The organism is Acinetobacter dispersus, assembly GCF_009884975.1.
Taxonomy (GTDB): domain Bacteria; phylum Pseudomonadota; class Gammaproteobacteria; order Pseudomonadales; family Moraxellaceae; genus Acinetobacter; species Acinetobacter dispersus.
The window spans coordinates 2,594,807-2,613,327 of the sequence record NZ_CP041970.1; the positions used below are offsets into that span (position 1 = coordinate 2,594,807).

Sequence of the window (18,521 nt, forward strand, 5' to 3'; positions counted from 1 at the left end):
GCAAATGAGGTTGTGCTTTCACAATATTCTTATTATCCTGCGTCCATCGCATGCATCATATCCATGATGACTTTTCCATCTCAGCGTTGCTATCCTTAATCGGAATTCCATTCCTGCTTCCCTGTGCTGATGTATTTAGAATAAACCTTTTGCCGATGTTGCACTATTCGTTGCAGACTTAAATCTATGTACGAAATAACGTACATTGATTAGCGAAACTTTAGAATCAACCATTTCTTTCTGCGCCCGATCAAACCTGATTAACTTTCCAATTGCTGCTTATGTGGTTGTGCTAAAGAATCTGTCACCTGTTTCTCCTCTTGCTCTGCCTTTTCTATTCCGTCTTGTATTGCTTCTTGAGCATCTTGCTCATCTTCAGCCGTCAGTTCCAATGCCTGTTGCTGTTGTTCAAAAATACGGCCTGTTTGTAAAACCACATACACTGGAAAGTGATCTGAACCAATATGAGATAAGCGTTTCATTTCGACTAAACCAAAATCAGTACTATGAAAGATATGATCCAATGACCAACGTAATAATGGATAATCTGCATGGAAGGTATTCATAAAATAGCGACCTACTCGTGGATCAAGTAAACCACTAATCCGCTGGAATAAACGCGTTGTTCTCGACCAAGCCACATCATTCAAATCCCCCATAACAATGCAGCTCTGGTCCAAATCTTTAATTTGATCCCCAACAATTAATAACTCTGCATCCCTTAAAGTCGAGTCTTTGGCTTCGGTTGGGCTGGGTGGTTTGGGGTGCAAACAATACAGTTGAATCTGTACACCTGATGGTAAAGTCACAACCGTATGAATAGATGGAATCTCATCGCTCAGAATGAATTTAACCTCTGTATCATTGAGCGCTAAACGACTATACAAATGCATCCCATATAGATTGTCTAGAGGTACTGGGACACGAAATGGATAATCTTGTTCAATCTTACTCAACGCTTGTTGCCATGCAGTATCCGACTCAAGCGTAAGCACTAAATCAGGCTTTAGGGCCTCAATCTGTGCAAGTAATAGATGATATTTATGATTTGGTGTCAGGACATTTGCAACCAGTAGTGAAATTTGTTGCTCAGGCTTGGATTGTGCCTTTTTCACTTTCTGGACTTGTTTTCGCCATAACGGGGTATAAGGTAGAACCATTTTTAATTGATAGGCAACTGCAGCGACCAAACCTAGAAAAAGCAACTCTGTACTTAAGGTCCAGTCAGATAGACCAAATAACATCGCAACGAGTGTAATGATGCCCAGTGCTAAAATTTGTAATCTAGGAAAATCAGCACCCCGAATCCACCATTCATCTCTGGGAATCAAAGACCAAAATGAAAGCCATATCACCAGTACCGCACAAATCTGAATCCATATCATGTTCATTTTTCTCTTTGGAGTAGCATAGATTTACAATAAAGTTGCCGCTTTATCAATTTTCTATCTAATATAAACAAGTTATTCCACTCAATAAACGCACTGTTTTATTTCGGTAAAGCTTGCAGTTGTGGGCACTTTTGATACACTCAAACCCCTTTAAATTTTTTTACATACCGAGGCACAATGACATGAAAGTAGGTCTGGTCGGTTGGCGTGGGATGGTTGGTTCTGTCCTGATGCAACGTATGGTTGAAGAGAATGATTTTGCTCACATTGAGCCATTCTATTTCTCTACCAGTAATGCAGGTGGCGAAGCACCTTCATTTGGTGGTAAGACTGCCCCAGCACTTATGGATGCAACAGACATTAACAGTCTGAAGCAAATGGATGTCATTTTAACCTGCCAAGGTGGTGATTATACTTCTGAAGTTTTCCCAAAGCTCAAAGCTGAAGGCTGGGATGGCTACTGGATTGATGCTGCATCAACTTTGCGTATGGCTGATGATGCGATTATCGTTCTTGATCCAGTCAACTTAAATGTGATCAAAGATGGTTTAGTTAACGGCACTAAAACCTTTGTTGGCGGTAACTGTACCGTTTCCTTGATGTTGATGGGCTTAGGTTCACTGTTCCAAAACAATTTAGTGGAATGGGCGACTTCAATGACTTATCAAGCAGCGTCTGGTGCAGGTGCGCAGAATATGCGTGAACTGATCACTGGCATGGGTTATTTGTATAACAATACCAAAACGTTATTGGATGACCCTAAATCTGCAATTCTTGATATTGACCGTCAAATTGCGGACTTGCAACGTGGTGAAGGCTTCCCTAAAGCAAACTTTGGCGTGCCATTGGCAGGTTCATTGATTCCTTATATCGATAAACAGCTTGAAAGCGGTCAATCGAAAGAAGAATGGAAAGGTCAGGTTGAAACCAACAAGATTTTAGGTAATCAACAGATCGTTCCAATTGATGGTCACTGTGTTCGTATTGGTGCAATGCGTTGCCACTCTCAAGCAATCACATTGAAATTGAAAAAAGATGTACCACTTGATGAAATCGAAGACATGATTCGCAACTCTAGCCAATGGGCAAAAGTAGTTCCGAATACTCGTGAAGCATCGATGACTGATCTTACTCCTGTTGCAGTCACAGGGACTTTAACTGTTCCTGTTGGCCGTTTACGCAAGCTCAATATGGGTAAAGAATATCTTGGTGCATTCACTGTCGGTGATCAACTGCTTTGGGGTGCTGCTGAGCCATTACGCCGTATGCTTCGTATCTTGGTGGAATATAAGAACGCTTAAGCAAAAACGTCTAAAAATCAAAAGCCGATCACATTTGATCGGCTTTTTTATTGCGATGAAAGATGATTAATTTACAATTCATTTACATCACGGTAATGTATACTTTTTCCTGACTATAACATCACTTTTTCATGGATCGAGATGACTGTTTATAACAAATTAAAAATTGCCATTTTAGCCATATTTTCCTCGCAACACCTTTATGCGATTACACTTGATCCAGTACAAATCCAGTCTGCGCCTGGTGAATTACTTTATGCAGAAATGAGCTTCCATCAAGCCGATGCCAACTCAAAATTAGATGTCAGTTTGGCAACCCCAGAAGATTTACTGATGATAGGCGCTGCGCATCAGCCGCCCTCAAGTCTTAATTTTTTTACGCGTCGTAATAATCAAGGTGAAGGTGTGATTGTGATCACTTCATCACGTCCAATGACCGATGCTGAACTGAATATTATTTTAAAAATTCAGGAAGGTGGTGCATCTCATTTAAAACATATTCGCGAGCCAATGCGTCGGATTGCAAAAGTCCCTTCAGTTAAAAATGCAAATGAAAAATCATTGACACCTAAGTTTATTGTGAGTGAAAAAGACATCGCTTTAAACTTACCAGAAAGTACACGCTTTAATGTTGCAAACACGACTCCACAACCTCAGGGTTTAAAACAAGAAAAACTCCTCAATGCACCTTTCACTCTTCCACCTGTATTAGAAACATCAAAGCCAACTGTCACAACAACGACAAATGCCAGTGCTATTTCGGTTGCTCCAGCAGTTAAAGCAGGAACAATAGCGGCCGCAACAACTGTTCCGCAACCAATAACACCTGTTGCAGAGCAAGTTAAACCTCAACCTGAAACTGCTGCACTTAAACAAGAAACAACAGCTCAAGCAAGTTTGCCACCAACAGCGACCAAGAACAGCGAAGCACTTGAGACTAAGTTAAAAACTACGGATGTGAAAACAGTCGCAGTCAAAGAAAAAGATAAAGCACAAAGTCAGGTTAAAGAAACTGTGCAATCTGCCAAGAAAAAAGCCCCAACAAGCCCATCATCAACACCAAATAATGAAAATAGCCAACAACATATAGTTCAACGTAATGAGTCGTTGTGGAGCATTGCACAACGTATTGCAGGACAAACACATCAACCTGTCTCTAAAGTCATGACTCAAATCAAAGCACAAAATGAGCATGCGTTTATTGGAGGTAATGCCAATCGTCTTAGACAGGGCTCAAATTTAAACTTTAATCTCACTGCAATATCTACACAGCAGAATAAGAGTGCCAATCAAATTGCTGCACAAACCCAAGGCCCTGCAGCAGGAAAAGCCAAATATCGTTTACAACAAGCCGAAATGTCTTTAGTCGCGGAAAGTAATCAAGATTCCAGTACTGGAAGTGCCAAAAAAGACACATTACAGCAAAAAACCAGTGCCGATTTATCATTAAAAGTTATGACAGCACGAGAAAAAACCGTTACATTACAAAGAAACGTAACACAGTTAGAATTGGCACTACGTCAGAAGGAACAACGTATTCACCTGCTAAATGCTCGGCTTGCCGAACTCCAAGATCAGTTGAAAGCGCAACAGGACACTAAAAAGCCAACACGCTAGGTTGCGAGAATATTCTCATAAATTTGCATAAAAGCGGCTCTATCTTTAAGGGGTAAAGATCATGTCAACTATAATCATTGTACTGCTCGTCATTGTACTGATTGTAGCTATCGTTTTAAAAAAACGTGAAAGCAATCAAGCCAATACTGCACCTAAAAAAGGTGCAAGTAAAACGACAAAAAAAGCAGCGACAAGATCAACTTCGCGTACCAGTTTGGTTCGGGAAGAACAAGAATATGCCCCGCCAGCGACAACTGCCATTTCTGAGAGTTTGCGCCAAAAGCTTGAGCAACAAATTCAGAGTGGTAATTTTCAATCCGCTGAAGCTCAGATCAATCAAGCCTTAAAACAAGATAACTCTCAACATGAGCTTTATCTCTTTTTACTTGATCTGCATTTGAAGCAAAAAGATGATTTAGCAATTGATCAATTGATCAAACATATTCATGCCCTAAAACTTGAAGATATTGCACAAGCTGCTGAAGCAAAACGTCGAGAATACGAACAGAATAAACAACCTGACTCGATTGAATTTAACTCAGCGAGTCATGGTTTTCATCAAACCCACACACCAGCTGAACCGAATACGCAAAACAATACTGCCCATTTCGATGCTTTAGTTCAAACGCCAGCAGCACAGTCTTTCGATGACTTACAATCAGAATATGCCGCTCCTACGGAAGAAACGAAGCCAGCTGAACCTGTACCAGACGTACAACCTTTAGACTTCAACTTTTCTTTTGAGCAAAAACAAGCTGTCGAACCAGCACCCACTCCAGTTGAAGCACCTGAAGCTAAGGAACAGCAACCACTTGAGTTTTCTTTTAATTTAGATCCAAGTACATCTGTTCCAGTTGAAGAAACGAAAAGAGAGCAAGCAACACCTGAGCTCGACTTTAATTTTTCAAACTTAGAAGTCGAATCAAACCAGACTAAAGAGCAAGCGCCTGTTGCAGATGTCGCACCAAGCTTAGATTTTAATTTTGAACCAACCTCAGCTAAAACAGTAGAACAAGCTCCAATTGAAACTACCGCATTTTCTTTTGAAGTGGCAGAACCTGTTGCAGCCGTTGAACCTAAAATTGAAGTTGCTGCGACACCTCATGTTGTAGTCAATGATCCTTTGGCGCAATCCTTCCCTGACCTGCAACAACTTGATGAAGCACAGCTGAATTTAGAGCTTGCAGAACAGTATATTGAACTGGGCGCTTATGATTCAGCCCGTGAGTTGTTAAAAAACAACCTGTCATTTAATGCAGAGCAACAACAACGTTCAGAAAATTTACTGAATAAAATAGCTTCCTGAATTTGATCAGTCTAATATAAGCAGTCTCTCAGACTGCTTTTTTTATGATGAAAACAATCGCTTTAATTTATATGGGTGGGACGTTTGGTTGTATTGGTGAACCACTGATGCCAATGCCTGAACAGCAATTTTTACCTTTATTAAGTAAGGTGATTCCACCGCATTTACAAGTCGAATGTTTTGCAGCCCCAAGCATTAAAGACAGTAGTGCATGTACAGCAACCGACTGGCTTGCACTGGTACAACAAATTCAACAACTACAATTAAAGGGTTTTCAGCATTTCGTCATTATTCATGGAACAGATACACTGAGTTATGCTGCGGCAACACTGGCACGTTTCTTAGGGCATTCCTGCCATGCCATCATTACAGGCAGCCAATATCCCTTACTCAACATTGAAGGCAATGACACTCGAGAATTTACTGATGCTCTTGGTAATCTGTATTTAGCTCTCGAACAAGTTCTAACTTTAGCCAGTGGGGTCTATCTTGCCTTCCATCAGCAAGTTTTTCATGCTCAAACCACTCTAAAAGCGCATACCACAGAACTGGATGCATTTGTAGGCATTCAGGCTGAGCAAAGCTGCCCAACAACTTCAGATTATTTTGTGGTTCAAAATGAACATATAGAGCAGGCAGCACAACTCAGCATTCTCAATCTAATGCTGCAGCCAATCGCCAAAGAACAACTGGTTTTGCAATTAAAAAATAGTTTAAATACCCCACCTAACTTTTTAATCCTTCAAGGATTCGGGACAGGGAATATTGCAGTGAACGATGAAATGATTGACTTGTTTGATCGTTTATATCAGCAAAAATGCCTGCCAATTATCAGCACGCAAGTGACTTTCGGTCAGCTTGATCAACGTTATGCCATTAGCTCCTGGATTCAATCTGCTAAAGTTTTAGTCAATGATTGCCATAGCCATGCCGATTTATATGCAAAAGCATTGCAAATGTATTTAAAATACCCGACCCATGAACAATGGTTCGCGCATTGGCATCAACACTAATATTGAGGTTAGAACATGCAACGTTATGCAATTGGTATTGAATTTTGCGGTACTCAATACCGTGGTTGGCAAACCCAACAGGCTGGCGTTATCACTGTTCAAGAAACCATAGAAAAAGTACTCAGCACCATTGCCAATGAGACCGTCATTTTGCATGGTGCAGGTCGAACCGACGCTGGTGTACATGCAACCAATATGGTGGCGCATTTCGATACCAACGCAATCCGCCCAGAACAAGGCTGGATTCGTGGTGCCAACAGTCAACTACCTAAAGATATTTCGATTCAGTGGATTAAATGCATGGATGAAAATTTCCATGCACGCTTTAAAGCAGTAGCACGTCGTTATCGTTATGTAGTGTATAACGCCCCGACTCGCCCTGCCTTATTGTATAAACAGGTGACACATCTTTATCAAACACTTGATGTAGAAAAAATGATTGCCGCTGCTGCAAAATTCGAGGGTACCCATAATTTTGAGACTTTCCGTGCTGCAGCCTGTCAGTCCAATCAACCTGTTCGCCATGTCAAACACTGTCATTTATTTGCACATGGCCGTTATCTGGTCTTAGACATTCAAGCAGATGGCTTCTTGCACCATATGGTGCGTAATATCATGGGCTGCCTGCTTGAAATTGGGCAAGGTATGTATGAGATTGATCATATCGATACCATGTTTGCCGCAGAAGACCGCACAGCCGCTGGCATTACCGCTCCACCTGATGGTTTATATTTTATCCAATCGTATTATCCCGATGAGTTTGATTTACCACAGTTGCCATTAGGCCCACACTGGTTGAATTTGCCTGAATAACAAAAAGCCTTATCAATTGATAAGGCTTTTTCTGTAGGAGCAATTAGCGCTGTTTTCGCTTGCGGTATTCGACTGGTGTTTCATTGGTCCAGCGCTTAAAGGCACGATAAAAAGTACTTGGCTCAGAAAAACCTGTTAAATACACAATACGTTCTACGCTTTCATTGGTATTCGCCAAAAGTTTTTTCGCCAAACGACAACGATAATCTGAAAGAATTTGCTGGAAGCTGGTATTGGCTTCGCTTAACTGTGTTCTTAAGCGACGAGGCGTGATATTTAACTGAGCAGCAACCGTTTCTAAGGTTGTTTCACCACTTTCCAAAGTTGAACCAATGGCTCGACGTACTTCACCTACTAAATCATAGCGCGCCAGTTCTTGTAATTTTTCAATTGCAAGCTGTTCATGTAATTGAAGTAGCTCTGGTTCAGCTTGCCATAATGGATAATCCAAAACAGCAACATCAAAATAAAGTCGTGTTGCTTTTTGCCCTAAGCTGACAGGGCAACCATACACCCTAAAATATTCATCATCAGCAGCACCCTCACTGAAATTAAAATCAATATAAATCGGCTGAAATTGACCTTCAGTAATGAACTTAAAGAAACGTAAAATGCCTGACATCGCACATTCAGAAAAATGGCGGTTTACTAAATTATCGGACCAGAACTGCTCAGCATTGGTCAAATAGCAGCGACCATCCTCAACAACCAACTTGGCATCGAACGCATCACTGATCAAGCGCTGATAGGCCAAAGCCCGTTTCAGTCCTTCACCAAAAGTCTCACTACTAATAAATAAGTGTTCAATGACTTGGCCACGATACAGAGGTAGATACTCGCCTAAATGTAGCCCAATGTCTGGATCATGACTGACTTCCTGTGCAGCAATCCAAAATGCATTTTGTGCACTTAACGGCGTTCTAGCATTGGTATCTATTTGATTTAATGCCACGCCGGCCTTTGTTAAAATCTCTTCAGTCGGTAATCCGGCTTTACGAATTGCCTGATAACCAAAGCGCAATACAACTGATGCATCTGTTAGCTGACCCACGCAGTGCCCTTCCCTGTAGATACGTTATTATGACAATGAACAACAATTTTAGATTAACGTTGATTGACCAAACTGACAACAATATTCTGCTTATTTTGTTAAAAAAAATCGTGGATTGTCGGACAGTTCCTTTCGGTTAATATCTGACAGTCTCTCACCGACTTGATCTTGTAAATTTCAAATAAATTGACTATAATTTGCGCCTTCCCAATTTGATCTCAGGTAGGCTATGGCCAATAAAGAGGAACTCATTGAGTTCGAAGGCGTTGTCACCGAAACGCTTCCTAATACGATGTTCCGTGTACGTTTAGAAAACGGTCACGAAGTTATTGCTCACATTTCTGGTAAAATGCGTAAACACTATATCCGTATTTTGACAGGTGACAGTGTAAAAGTTGAAATGACACCTTATGATTTAACTAAGGGTCGTATCACTTATCGTGCGCGCTAAGTCAGATTAGTGAATGCAAAAAAGCCACATCATGTGGCTTTTTTTATATCGTTCACTAGAGCTTATTCACTCAGCCGGGTGGTTTTACAACCAACTGTCTGACATTCACGTATGCGCTCTTGCAACCAATTATTACGCTCTTGAGTCGTGGTTAAACGGCACTGAACATTCACTGAGCTTTGCACATCGTCAGTACATTCTGCATCGCGATGTCGAATCCAGGCCAATTGTGATTTCTTCAAAATTTTTTGTTGTGTTTCATTCAATTGTTTTCTTAGTTGCTGATAGTTTTTATTTAAATCGGCATCAGCACTGGCATATATTTTATTGGTACAGTAGATATCATCATAAGTATTGCGAGCATTATCACAATTATCTGCATAGCTCAATGTCGCCATCGCGCCACAGATGAGGCTGAATATTATTCTGCGCATGAAATTTCCAAATCGCTTAATTATCATCACTATCTAAGCATATTTTGCTGAGCTTGAACATTGTCCTAAAGTAGACAAGTTTGTACATTTTTGTCTTTATCTTCTATCATTAGCCTATATCCATGGACTATAAATTAAGGAAAATAAGATGGTGAATTATAAAATATGTCTAGGTACATTGGCTTTAGTGCTACAAGGGTGTGCAACGTCTGGATGGCAATCAGTGCCTCTACAAGACTATTTACAACCTTATATAGGACAATCAGCCGACCAGATTCAACAGAATCTTAATTTGCGAACTTTAGGTTTTCAAACACTCAAACAACCACAAAGAAGCAATCAAAATTTAGTTTTTACCGTACTACGTCCAATCAATATTCCAGTTCCAATCGCACAGTCTTATGGCGATGCCAGTTCACCGATGAGCGGCTCAGTACGTTTAGGCTCTATCTCAACCAGTCAGCAATCCTATGATGTAAATTTCTACTGCCACATTATTTTTGAACTGGATCAACAACAAATTGCACGTTCAATTCGCTATGAAGGTAAAGCTTGCTAAGCTTCCCCCATAAAAAACGCAGCCAATGCTGCGTTTTTTATAGACTTCAATGCTTAGTTCAATGCTGTAACGACAGCCTCACCCATCGCATCTGTACCGACCTTAGTCATGCCTTCAGATAGGATGTCCGCTGTACGTAGACCTTGATCCAAGACCTGACCGACTGCATCTTCAATCGCTTTAGCCGCCGCTTCTTCACGGAAAGTGTAACGCAACATCATCGCCACAGAAAGCACAGTCGCCAATGGATTGGCAATGTTCTGTCCTGCAATATCTGGTGCAGAACCATGGCAAGGTTCATACATACCTTTACCATTTTCATCTAGAGACGCTGAAGGCAACATACCAATTGAACCTGTCAACATGGCTGCTTCATCAGACAAGATATCACCGAACAAATTACCTGTGACAATCACGTCAAATTGCTTTGGAGCACGAACCAATTGCATTGCTGCGTTATCGACATACATATGCGATAACTGAATATTTGAATATTGAGCTTGCTGTAAATCTGTGACTGTTTGCTTCCACAACTCAGTTACTTCAAGTACATTGGCTTTATCCACCGAACATACTTTGCCACCACGTAATCCAGCAAGTTCAAAAGCAACTTTAGCGATACGCTTGATTTCGCTTTCTGAATAAACGTCAGTGTTATAGCCCTGCTTTTCACCATTTTCAAGTTCACGAATACCACGTGGCTGACCAAAGTAGATCCCACCTGTTAATTCACGAACAATCAAAATATCAAGGCCTGCAACAATTTCTGGCTTTAAGCTTGAGGCATCTGCTAATTGTGGATAGAGAATTGCAGGACGCAAATTGGCAAACAAATTTAATTCGCTGCGAATTTTTAATAAGCCACGTTCAGGACGAATTGAACGCTCAATCGTATCCCACTTCGGACCACCGACAGCGCCCAATAAAATTGCATCCGCTTTTTTTGCCTGTTCACTGGTCACAGTTGGGTACGGTTCACCATGTGCATCAATCGCTGAGCCGCCCAATAAACCATGTTCCCATGTCAAACCTAGATTAAATTTATCATTGACCTTGGTTAAAACCTTTTCTGCAGCAGCCACGATTTCAGGACCAATGCCATCACCCGCTAAAATTAAAATATGTTTAGACATCTATTTTTCCAGTTTCCCTATGCGCAGCTTTGAGACTGCGAGCCGATTAAATCTTTTTCTCAACAAATTCACCTAGGCCTGTACTGACATCAAAAGGACGGCAGAAACGGCGAATGGTGTGTTGCTCTTGCTGTAAATCTACACACAACGGATCAGGTACAGAAACATTCAACAAACTACCTGATGAACGACGTGTTCGGTCTCGATACATTTTAAAGGTATAGCGCACGTGCGGTTTAAATGCATGAATGACATGAAAGGTCTCCGCACGATCTGGAGAAATTGGATAGAAACGAATTACGACTTCATATTGCTTCGCAGGCATACTTAAATAGACCTGCTGTTTTCGGCTAAACACCGAACCATGTAATCGTACAATGCCACGTTCCATTGCCTGTTGGCTAATCCGGTGTGTCTTTGCATCAATGACAGCAATATCACCGATTCGTTCAAACTCACAATTCTCAACACCTGAACAATATAAAGTTGTGTTGTCCGCTTTGCTTTCTAACGTGTTTTGTGCGATACGAACTTGATCAACCACATTGGGTGCATTTTGACACGCAGTTAAAGTCGTAGCAGCGCCTAGACACAGTAAAATACTGCGAGCGAGTCTTCTTTTCATTATTCAAGCCCAGTCCTCATGTCTTGTTAACATGTAAGCAAAATATTATCCGCTAGCATGTTAACAAGAGTTCAATCTCTGCGCTATGGCTATGTTACAAATGTCCAAGACCAAGTCTTATTTCTTCGCTCCAAAGCTAGGCTTGGATCTCCTGAAATACCCAAGGACGCGATTGTTTTGCTTTCTCTTCATAAGCACGGATATCATCCGCAACTTGTAAAGTTAAACCAATATCATCCAAACCATTCAACAAGCAATGTTTACGGAATGGGTCGATTTCAAATTTAAATGCTTCACCTGCGGGCGTACGAACTTCCTGAGCTTCTAAATCAATCGTAAGTTGATAACCCTCTGTCTCAGCACATTCTTTGAATAATTGATCCACGATCTGTTCAGATAAAATCACAGGTAACATGCCATTTTTAAAGCAGTTATTAAAGAAAATGTCGGCAAAGCTAGGCGCAATTACGGTACGGAAGCCATATTCATTCAATGCCCATGGCGCATGCTCACGGCTTGAACCACAACCAAAGTTAGTTCGTGCCAATAAGATACTTGAATCCTGATAACGTGGTTGATTTAACACAAAATCAGGGTTTTTTGGACGTTTACTAATGTCTTGACCTAAGAAACCTTCATCTAAATAGCGTAACTCATCAAATAAGTTGTCACCAAAACCTGTACGTTTAATCGATTTCAAAAACTGCTTTGGAATGATTAAATCAGTATCCACATTGGCACGATCTAAAGGCCCAACAATACCTTGCTCTACAGTGTATTTTTCCATGATCTTGCTCCCTTAGAATGAACGAACGTCAACAAAATGACCTGCAATTGCGGCTGCGGCTGCCATCGCTGGACTCACTAAATGCGTCCGCCCACCATTGCCCTGACGACCTTCAAAGTTACGATTCGAGGTTGAAGCACAATGTTCACCTGGTTGTAACTTGTCAGCATTCATCGCCAAACACATTGAACAGCCAGGTTCACGCCATTCAAAACCTGCTGCCAAGAAAATTTGATCTAAACCTTCTTGTTCAGCTTGCTGTTTCACCAAACCAGAACCTGGAACAATCATCGCTTGCTTAATACTTGAAGCAACTGTACGACCTTTCACGACATCTGCAGCAGCTCGGATATCTTCAATACGCGAGTTAGTACATGAGCCAATGAAAACACGATCTAACTGAATATCAGCCAAAGCTTGACCAGCAGTTAAGCCCATATATTGATAAGCACGGGTCCAGTCATTGCGTTGGACATCATCTTTGGCTTGTTCTAAGGTTGGTACTGCCTGCGAAACTGGAATCACCATTTCAGGAGAAGTTCCCCAAGACACTTGTGGCTCAATCTCTGCACCATTCAATACCACTACGGCATCAAATACTGCATCTTCATCCGAATGCAAGGTATCCCAGTATGCGACTGCTTGATCCCACTGCTCACCTTTAGGTGCATAGTTACGATCTTTCACATACGCAATGGTTTTGTCATCGACTGCAACCATTCCCACACGAGCACCGGCTTCGATTGCCATATTACATACGGTCATACGACCTTCGATTGACATATCACGGAATACTTGCCCGCCAAACTCAATCGCATAACCTGTACCACCGGCAGTACCAATCTTGCCGATAATTGCTAACACGACATCTTTCGAAGTCACGCCTTTGCCTAATACACCATCGACACGAACCAACATGTTCTTCGATTTTTTCTGTACTAAACATTGTGTTGCCAACACATGCTCAACTTCCGATGTCCCAATCCCGTGTGCCAAACATCCGAAAGCACCATGCGTTGCTGTATGCGAATCACCACAGACCACGGTCATACCAGGTAAAGTCAAACCTTGCTCTGGACCAACCACATGGGCAATACCTTGACGGATATCATTGATACCAAACTCAACGATATTAAATGTTTTACAGTTGTCATCTAAGGTTTGTACTTGAATACGAGAGGTATCGTCTTCAATCCCAGCAATCCCCTGTTCACGTTCTTTTTTTGAGGTTGGCACGTTATGGTCAGGCGTCGCCACATTGGCACTTAAGCGCCAAGGTTGACGATCAGCAAGCTGTAAACCTTCGAAAGCTTGAGGGCTTGTCACTTCATGTAATAAATGGCGATCAATATAAATTAAGCTCGAACCATCATCACGTTGTTTTACTAAATGGTCATCCCATAATTTGTCATATAAAGTCTTGCCTGCCATGTCGTCGCCCTCCATCGTGCTTGCCATTGGTCTGGGTATTTTCATCTTGGATTAATTATAGCAATCACATCACATAAATCTAATTTATCATTTTTATAAATTAACAAACTTTTAGGAATGATAAATTAGAATTTTATATCTGGATCATCTCATTAAATTAAAAAAAAATTTAAATCATCTTAGCTGAGTGCAGCTCATACACACTATAGCTTTGAGCCGCATATTTTCAATCAATCATCTCACGATTTATAAATCCAATCGTCATAAATTGAAATTTCTTTTTTACATTGCATTCGATAATGATTATTATTTACAAATATAGAGGTTCTTAAGGACATCACCATGACTCGTATTAAAAAATTTGTACATAACAATCGTCGAACTTTTAAAAAAACTTTAAGTTATTATATTGTGCATATCAGCGTTGCCATGATGGTTGCTTATGTGATCACAGGAAACTTCTGGATTGCAGCGACCTTAAGTTTACTTGAACCAACGGTACAAGCCTTTGCATTTTTCTTTCATGAGAAAATTTGGAATCATTTCGAATTTAAATTAAATAAAGACACTCAACAGCTTTAAAATTTCTTTGGATACTTTTGTATGAATCTCGCTGCTTTTGAAGCATTTGTAAAAGTCATGGAAACTGGTTCAATTTCCATCGCAGCAGAGCAATTATTTATTACTCAGCCCGCAGTCACCAAACGGATTCATAGCTTAGAAGACTATTTTGGGGTCAAGCTATTTGAATCTGCGGGTCGGGGAATTCAGCCCACCCATGCAGCGCATTCTCTATTACCTAAAGTTCGCATGTGGTTAAATGAATTAGGGGAAATTCATCATACCTTAAGCCATGAACAAGCGCAGGTCCAAGGCCGCTTAAAAATAGGTACCAGCCATCATATTGGCTTACATCATCTGGCTGAACCACTTAAAAACTTTGTCCAACATTATCCTCAAGTGACCTTAGATGTGCATTTTGTCGATTCTGAGCAAGCTCATGAACAGGTCTTGGCAGGTGAACTGGAACTGGCCTTTCTAACCTTACCACCAGTTGGGGATGATCGTCTTAACTACGTCACCATCTGGAATGATCCTTTGGTATTCGTGGCGGCTCCTTTCCATCCATTGGCACAACAAGCACAACTTAAACTGGAAGACCTGATTGCCTATCCAAGCCTTTTACCAGCAGCACAAACCTATACCAGTCAAATTACCCTTTCAGAATTTGAAAAAAATAACTTAAAACCCAAAATCACCATGAGCAATAACCCATTAGAATCAATACGAATGCTGGTGTCGATTGGTTTAGGTTGGTCGGTTTTACCCAAAACCTTGGTGAATCAGGATTTAAAGCAACTTGATCTAAAACTGGATATGCAGCGTCAACTGGGTATGGTTTGGCATCCCGCACGCATTCAATCCAAAGCGGCTGAAGAACTGATTCGAATGATGCATGTTGGTTAACGACATTTATTAATCGCCACCGCCCCCTCCACAGCTGCTACAACTACTACAGCTATTACTACTGCTACTTCCACAACTCGAAGAGGACGACGAAGACTGAGTTTGCAAATATTGTGCATAATCCTTCGTCATCAGCTCTAAATTAAAATATTGCCCCTCCTGCCAATTGAGTGCCTGATCGATTGCAAACAGTCTTGGCAACAACGTAGTATTTCTTGGCTGGAAAGTATGCAAAGTACAACTCATTCGCCACGCTTCAAACAATTGTTTAGTCTGCTGCTGAGATGTAGTCGTTGCATCGTAGGGGCTATGATGCAACTGTCGACCGAGTATCTGCTCACATAATTGCTGATATTGTTTCGGAAACTCCAGCATCACATGCCATAAACTATCCACTGCATGCGAAGGCATCGCGTAAGCTTGTTTTTGCATAAGATGTAGTGCCAAATAATCTTTGAATCCAGCTTCGATCAATTGCCGTTGTTTTAGACCCAGTTCTGGATAATAGAATCTGAATTTATTCCAAAAAATCGGATCAAACTTGAAGTGCTCAAGCTGTTGCAACTTCTCACGTTTAGAGCGGGCAACCAACGCCAGATTCAGTACAATGATTAGCCATAGAAAAGGAAGTATCACCCAAGCAGTAAAAAGCTGTTGCTGCCAACTGTACATGAATATCAATAGCAAGATCGGGAGAGCGATCCATCGCATTTTAATCATCGGTTGTTGTCTTTTTAATTGCAGTAATGCATCAACTGAAATGGAAGTCTGCGCTTCCTGATTTATTTTTATTTTCATGCTTTGATCTTAAAAATAAATAATGACACTAATATGACAAAAAAACCTCCCGTTGAGGAGGTCAAATTGAATCGGTTAAATTTTTAATAAATAGCGAATCTGTTGCGTCATCTGATCTATCTCTAAACAATGATGCAACAAGGTCATTGTGAGCAATTGATCGGAACGAAAGTGGCGATCGACTTCAAGCATGACATGGGTTTGCGTTGCTTCGGCGACAAAAGAAACCTCAACCTCATTAAAACCACTGAACATATGCGAAGAAACAAACTCTAGTTCTTGGTAGCAACCTATTGTTGAGCTGAAATTCTGCGCAGTCAATTGACCTTTTTCTACATCTACGGAAGAAAGTACAAAACCACATTGCTGCATCGCCTGTACAAATGCCTGCATTGCTGGGGTTGGTAACACATTTAAATAATCTCGATCCGAGGCATCCAAACCCCAATCAACATCCATATACGTGTTGATCCATACCCGTGTTCCATTACGACGACAAACCACTTCGGTGATCGGCGTTTCATGCGGCAAATCTATGCTAAATGGAACATGGTAGCTTTGATGTGCTGGTAAAGAAAAATTTGATCTAATTAACCATTGGACTAACACAAAAGGCTGATTAAACTCATGCTCTCCTGATTCAACTTCTGCCATCGTCATCAATTGCAAATAGAGGCCTTTAATATCCTTATCGGATGAGCCACCTTTAAAACTAATCTCTCCCTGTAATGTTGCACCTGCTTGTAGTGTTGGATTATGCAAATGTGTTTCAACAGTGACACCTTGCAAGCCTAAACCCGACATAATTTTATTCAACATTTTTCTTTCAGATCCTGACGATGATTACATCTGTAGCAATAGACTTATAATTAAAGTGCTTCCTCTCCAGCGAGCTGGATTTTACCATCGGCAATCGCATTCATAAATTGCTGATAATCACTTAAATTCCGCCCAGCGTACTGTGACGCATAGTCTTGTAAAATCTGAACTATGCTGCCACCTTCACCTAAATATCCAATCAAGACATCGGCATTCCCCGCTTTGGCATGCGCATGTGCTAAAGCCAGACCACAACTATCGGCATATTCATAAAAAAACGCATCATCCATTCCTGCCAAATCGATAGACACTTTCATATCACGTAATTGACGAATCAAATAATGTTGCTGCTGATCAGTTGAATATCCCAAGAAAATATCACTGGCGGCTTGCATAAGCTGTTGGCCATAGACCACTCGTTCACCTTCATGTGGCACTTTCTGTAAAAACAGTGGGCTTAAAATCGAAGGATTGGCCTCTTTCATTTGTAAAATCAGCGGTTCCCGATCAGCATCTTCAAATAATGCAATGGCTGAACGCGTCCCCACGCTGCCAACGCCAACAACTTTTAACGCGATGTCAGTACATTGATAGCGATCAAACAAGACTTGGCGATCATATTTCAGCGTGCTGCGGTAGGACTCAAAAAATGCATCATTATCCTCGCTAAATGGCTCTCCTGCTTTGGGATGCCAAAGCAAGGGCTCATCTTCAATAAAATGCCGAAATCCTGTTTCATCATCCTGTTGGGTCAATTTTGGCAATACCGAAGCACTGTCTCGACCTGAGGCACTATTCACTTTTTTTGCTAATTTTTTACGAATTTTCTGGTTTTCAGTTTTTTCCAATAAAATACTGGCATCAATTTTCTCATACCAGATTTGCAAAGGAGATAGCGCAATTTGCTGATCTAAGTGCGAGATATAAGCGTTGAGCATCCGCTGAACTGCTTTTAAACCACCGCTTTCGTCTAAGCCAATCTCTTTTGCTGCAATGACAAAGCTGGTGACTAAGCGCTTAATATCCCATTCGAAAGGTGCAACCAGAGTTTCATCAAAATCATTAATACCAAATAAGAGATTACGCTCTGGACTAGCAAATCCACCAAAGTTACTTAAATGACAATCCCCACAAATCTGTTGAAATAAACCTGAATTGTACGGCTCCCAAACCTGATCAAATAACATCAGTGCAGGCATACCACGATAAAAGGTAAACGGAGATACACTCATCCGCTTGGCACGAATTGGTTTTAGTCGTTCCAAACGGCCTTCATTACTCCAATCATAGAGGGTTAAAGCGGAAATATCTTTTGGTCTCTCTGAAAGTTGAGCCAATTGTTCACGTGGAATTTTTTTCCGTTGTGCTTTCCCCAAAGCAAAACCTTCACTTTTGGTCAGTAACTTGCCTTGGTAGCGGTGTCTAGTGAGATCAATACTTTGTTCTGTCCAAAGTTGTTTAGGTAATTTAATGCGTTGTTTTGACATATCACGCTCTCAATCTTTTTAATCAGAATTTCTATATT

The 18,521-nt window shown here is 41.0% G+C and carries 19 protein-coding genes; 9 read left to right on the forward strand and 10 right to left on the reverse strand.

Features of this window, described 5'->3' with window-relative positions:
• Nucleotides 1-260: 260 nt before the first annotated feature.
• Nucleotides 261-1,385, reverse strand: a complete 1,125-nt coding sequence (locus FPL17_RS11880; RefSeq protein WP_159886850.1) for an endonuclease/exonuclease/phosphatase family protein — start codon at nucleotides 1,383-1,385, stop codon at nucleotides 261-263.
• Nucleotides 1,386-1,573: 188 nt separating this feature from the next.
• On the opposite strand from FPL17_RS11880, the gene asd reads away from it, so the two are divergent.
• From asd to truA, 5 genes are all read left to right on the forward strand, one after another.
• On the forward strand, nucleotides 1,574-2,692 hold the full coding sequence (asd, locus tag FPL17_RS11885) for an aspartate-semialdehyde dehydrogenase (protein WP_005210320.1): 1,119 nt from the start codon (nucleotides 1,574-1,576) through the stop codon (nucleotides 2,690-2,692).
• Nucleotides 2,693-2,833: 141 nt separating this feature from the next.
• Nucleotides 2,834-4,309: a FimV/HubP-related protein gene (locus FPL17_RS11890; protein ID WP_159885241.1), complete on the forward strand. Its 1,476-nt coding sequence runs from the start codon at nucleotides 2,834-2,836 to the stop codon at nucleotides 4,307-4,309.
• Between the two features lie 61 nt (nucleotides 4,310-4,370).
• Complete coding sequence (locus tag FPL17_RS11895; RefSeq protein WP_159885243.1) at nucleotides 4,371-5,615, forward strand: FimV domain-containing protein; 1,245 nt, start codon at nucleotides 4,371-4,373, stop codon at nucleotides 5,613-5,615.
• A gap of 44 nt (nucleotides 5,616-5,659) precedes the next feature.
• On the forward strand, nucleotides 5,660-6,628 hold the full coding sequence (locus tag FPL17_RS11900; protein ID WP_171519519.1) for an asparaginase domain-containing protein: 969 nt from the start codon (nucleotides 5,660-5,662) through the stop codon (nucleotides 6,626-6,628).
• A gap of 15 nt (nucleotides 6,629-6,643) precedes the next feature.
• Nucleotides 6,644-7,441, forward strand: coding sequence for a tRNA pseudouridine(38-40) synthase TruA (gene truA, locus FPL17_RS11905; RefSeq protein ID WP_159885245.1), 798 nt, complete (start codon nucleotides 6,644-6,646; stop codon nucleotides 7,439-7,441).
• A 43-nt stretch (nucleotides 7,442-7,484) separates the two neighbouring features.
• On the opposite strand, the gene FPL17_RS11910 is transcribed toward truA, so the two are convergent.
• Nucleotides 7,485-8,492: an AraC family transcriptional regulator gene (locus tag FPL17_RS11910; protein ID WP_005155109.1), complete on the reverse strand. Its 1,008-nt coding sequence runs from the start codon at nucleotides 8,490-8,492 to the stop codon at nucleotides 7,485-7,487.
• Nucleotides 8,493-8,721: 229 nt separating this feature from the next.
• On the opposite strand from FPL17_RS11910, the gene infA reads away from it, so the two are divergent.
• Nucleotides 8,722-8,943, forward strand: coding sequence for a translation initiation factor IF-1 (infA, locus tag FPL17_RS11915; protein WP_001284370.1), 222 nt, complete (start codon nucleotides 8,722-8,724; stop codon nucleotides 8,941-8,943).
• Nucleotides 8,944-9,005: 62 nt separating this feature from the next.
• On the opposite strand, the gene FPL17_RS11920 is transcribed toward infA, so the two are convergent.
• The gene (locus FPL17_RS11920; RefSeq protein ID WP_005192185.1) at nucleotides 9,006-9,377 is read right to left on the reverse strand and encodes a lysozyme inhibitor LprI family protein; all 372 of its coding nucleotides are present in this window, start codon (nucleotides 9,375-9,377) and stop codon (nucleotides 9,006-9,008) included.
• A gap of 148 nt (nucleotides 9,378-9,525) precedes the next feature.
• Here FPL17_RS11920 and FPL17_RS11925 point away from each other — a divergent pair, with 148 nt between their 5' ends.
• Nucleotides 9,526-9,936, forward strand: a complete 411-nt coding sequence (locus FPL17_RS11925) for a hypothetical protein (RefSeq protein ID WP_159885247.1) — start codon at nucleotides 9,526-9,528, stop codon at nucleotides 9,934-9,936.
• 53 nt (nucleotides 9,937-9,989) lie between these two features.
• Here FPL17_RS11925 and leuB read toward each other — a convergent pair whose 3' ends face one another.
• The 4 genes from leuB to leuC form a co-directional block, all read right to left on the reverse strand.
• Nucleotides 9,990-11,069, reverse strand: a complete 1,080-nt coding sequence (gene leuB / locus FPL17_RS11930) for a 3-isopropylmalate dehydrogenase (protein ID WP_159885249.1) — start codon at nucleotides 11,067-11,069, stop codon at nucleotides 9,990-9,992.
• 46 nt (nucleotides 11,070-11,115) lie between these two features.
• The gene (locus FPL17_RS11935; RefSeq protein WP_005192180.1) at nucleotides 11,116-11,694 is read right to left on the reverse strand and encodes a hypothetical protein; all 579 of its coding nucleotides are present in this window, start codon (nucleotides 11,692-11,694) and stop codon (nucleotides 11,116-11,118) included.
• A 136-nt stretch (nucleotides 11,695-11,830) separates the two neighbouring features.
• The gene (gene leuD, locus FPL17_RS11940; RefSeq protein ID WP_159885251.1) at nucleotides 11,831-12,481 is read right to left on the reverse strand and encodes a 3-isopropylmalate dehydratase small subunit; all 651 of its coding nucleotides are present in this window, start codon (nucleotides 12,479-12,481) and stop codon (nucleotides 11,831-11,833) included.
• 12 nt (nucleotides 12,482-12,493) lie between these two features.
• Nucleotides 12,494-13,912, reverse strand: coding sequence for a 3-isopropylmalate dehydratase large subunit (gene leuC / locus FPL17_RS11945; RefSeq protein WP_005315166.1), 1,419 nt, complete (start codon nucleotides 13,910-13,912; stop codon nucleotides 12,494-12,496).
• Nucleotides 13,913-14,254: 342 nt separating this feature from the next.
• On the opposite strand from leuC, the gene FPL17_RS11950 reads away from it, so the two are divergent.
• Both FPL17_RS11950 and FPL17_RS11955 read left to right on the forward strand, forming a co-directional pair.
• Nucleotides 14,255-14,494 carry a DUF2061 domain-containing protein gene (locus FPL17_RS11950; RefSeq protein ID WP_005192174.1) on the forward strand — a complete coding sequence of 80 codons (240 nt, stop codon included), beginning with the start codon at nucleotides 14,255-14,257 and terminating at the stop codon, nucleotides 14,492-14,494.
• A gap of 21 nt (nucleotides 14,495-14,515) precedes the next feature.
• On the forward strand, nucleotides 14,516-15,379 hold the full coding sequence (locus FPL17_RS11955; RefSeq protein ID WP_005192172.1) for a LysR family transcriptional regulator: 864 nt from the start codon (nucleotides 14,516-14,518) through the stop codon (nucleotides 15,377-15,379).
• Nucleotides 15,380-15,388: 9 nt separating this feature from the next.
• Here the strand turns inward: FPL17_RS11955 and FPL17_RS11960 are convergent, their stop codons facing one another.
• From FPL17_RS11960 to FPL17_RS11970, 3 genes are all read right to left on the reverse strand, one after another.
• Nucleotides 15,389-16,177, reverse strand: coding sequence for a glycine-rich domain-containing protein (locus tag FPL17_RS11960; protein ID WP_151715523.1), 789 nt, complete (start codon nucleotides 16,175-16,177; stop codon nucleotides 15,389-15,391).
• Between the two features lie 75 nt (nucleotides 16,178-16,252).
• Nucleotides 16,253-16,996 (reverse strand): sporulation protein, encoded by a 744-nt coding sequence (locus FPL17_RS11965; RefSeq protein WP_159885253.1) that lies wholly within the window; start codon nucleotides 16,994-16,996, stop codon nucleotides 16,253-16,255.
• A 50-nt stretch (nucleotides 16,997-17,046) separates the two neighbouring features.
• Nucleotides 17,047-18,483, reverse strand: a complete 1,437-nt coding sequence (locus tag FPL17_RS11970) for a DUF2252 domain-containing protein (RefSeq protein WP_159885255.1) — start codon at nucleotides 18,481-18,483, stop codon at nucleotides 17,047-17,049.
• Nucleotides 18,484-18,521 lie beyond the last annotated feature (38 nt).

What these genes read in the sequence shown, in the direction of transcription:
- FPL17_RS11880 (WP_159886850.1), bottom strand. Translation starts at nt 1,385, where the DNA reads ATGATATGGATTCAGATTTGTGCGGTACTGGTGATATGGCTTTCATTT.
- asd (WP_005210320.1), top strand. Translation starts at nt 1,574, where the DNA reads ATGAAAGTAGGTCTGGTCGGTTGGCGTGGGATGGTTGGTTCTGTCCTG.
- FPL17_RS11890 (WP_159885241.1), top strand. Translation starts at nt 2,834, where the DNA reads ATGACTGTTTATAACAAATTAAAAATTGCCATTTTAGCCATATTTTCC.
- FPL17_RS11895 (WP_159885243.1), top strand. Translation starts at nt 4,371, where the DNA reads ATGTCAACTATAATCATTGTACTGCTCGTCATTGTACTGATTGTAGCT.
- FPL17_RS11900 (WP_171519519.1), top strand. Translation starts at nt 5,660, where the DNA reads ATGATGAAAACAATCGCTTTAATTTATATGGGTGGGACGTTTGGTTGT.
- truA (WP_159885245.1), top strand. Translation starts at nt 6,644, where the DNA reads ATGCAACGTTATGCAATTGGTATTGAATTTTGCGGTACTCAATACCGT.
- infA (WP_001284370.1), top strand. Translation starts at nt 8,722, where the DNA reads ATGGCCAATAAAGAGGAACTCATTGAGTTCGAAGGCGTTGTCACCGAA.
- FPL17_RS11920 (WP_005192185.1), bottom strand. Translation starts at nt 9,377, where the DNA reads ATGCGCAGAATAATATTCAGCCTCATCTGTGGCGCGATGGCGACATTG.
- FPL17_RS11925 (WP_159885247.1), top strand. Translation starts at nt 9,526, where the DNA reads ATGGTGAATTATAAAATATGTCTAGGTACATTGGCTTTAGTGCTACAA.
- leuB (WP_159885249.1), bottom strand. Translation starts at nt 11,069, where the DNA reads ATGTCTAAACATATTTTAATTTTAGCGGGTGATGGCATTGGTCCTGAA.
- FPL17_RS11935 (WP_005192180.1), bottom strand. Translation starts at nt 11,694, where the DNA reads ATGAAAAGAAGACTCGCTCGCAGTATTTTACTGTGTCTAGGCGCTGCT.
- leuD (WP_159885251.1), bottom strand. Translation starts at nt 12,481, where the DNA reads ATGGAAAAATACACTGTAGAGCAAGGTATTGTTGGGCCTTTAGATCGT.
- leuC (WP_005315166.1), bottom strand. Translation starts at nt 13,912, where the DNA reads ATGGCAGGCAAGACTTTATATGACAAATTATGGGATGACCATTTAGTA.
- FPL17_RS11950 (WP_005192174.1), top strand. Translation starts at nt 14,255, where the DNA reads ATGACTCGTATTAAAAAATTTGTACATAACAATCGTCGAACTTTTAAA.
- FPL17_RS11955 (WP_005192172.1), top strand. Translation starts at nt 14,516, where the DNA reads ATGAATCTCGCTGCTTTTGAAGCATTTGTAAAAGTCATGGAAACTGGT.
- FPL17_RS11960 (WP_151715523.1), bottom strand. Translation starts at nt 16,177, where the DNA reads ATGAAAATAAAAATAAATCAGGAAGCGCAGACTTCCATTTCAGTTGAT.
- FPL17_RS11965 (WP_159885253.1), bottom strand. Translation starts at nt 16,996, where the DNA reads ATGTTGAATAAAATTATGTCGGGTTTAGGCTTGCAAGGTGTCACTGTT.
- FPL17_RS11970 (WP_159885255.1), bottom strand. Translation starts at nt 18,483, where the DNA reads ATGTCAAAACAACGCATTAAATTACCTAAACAACTTTGGACAGAACAA.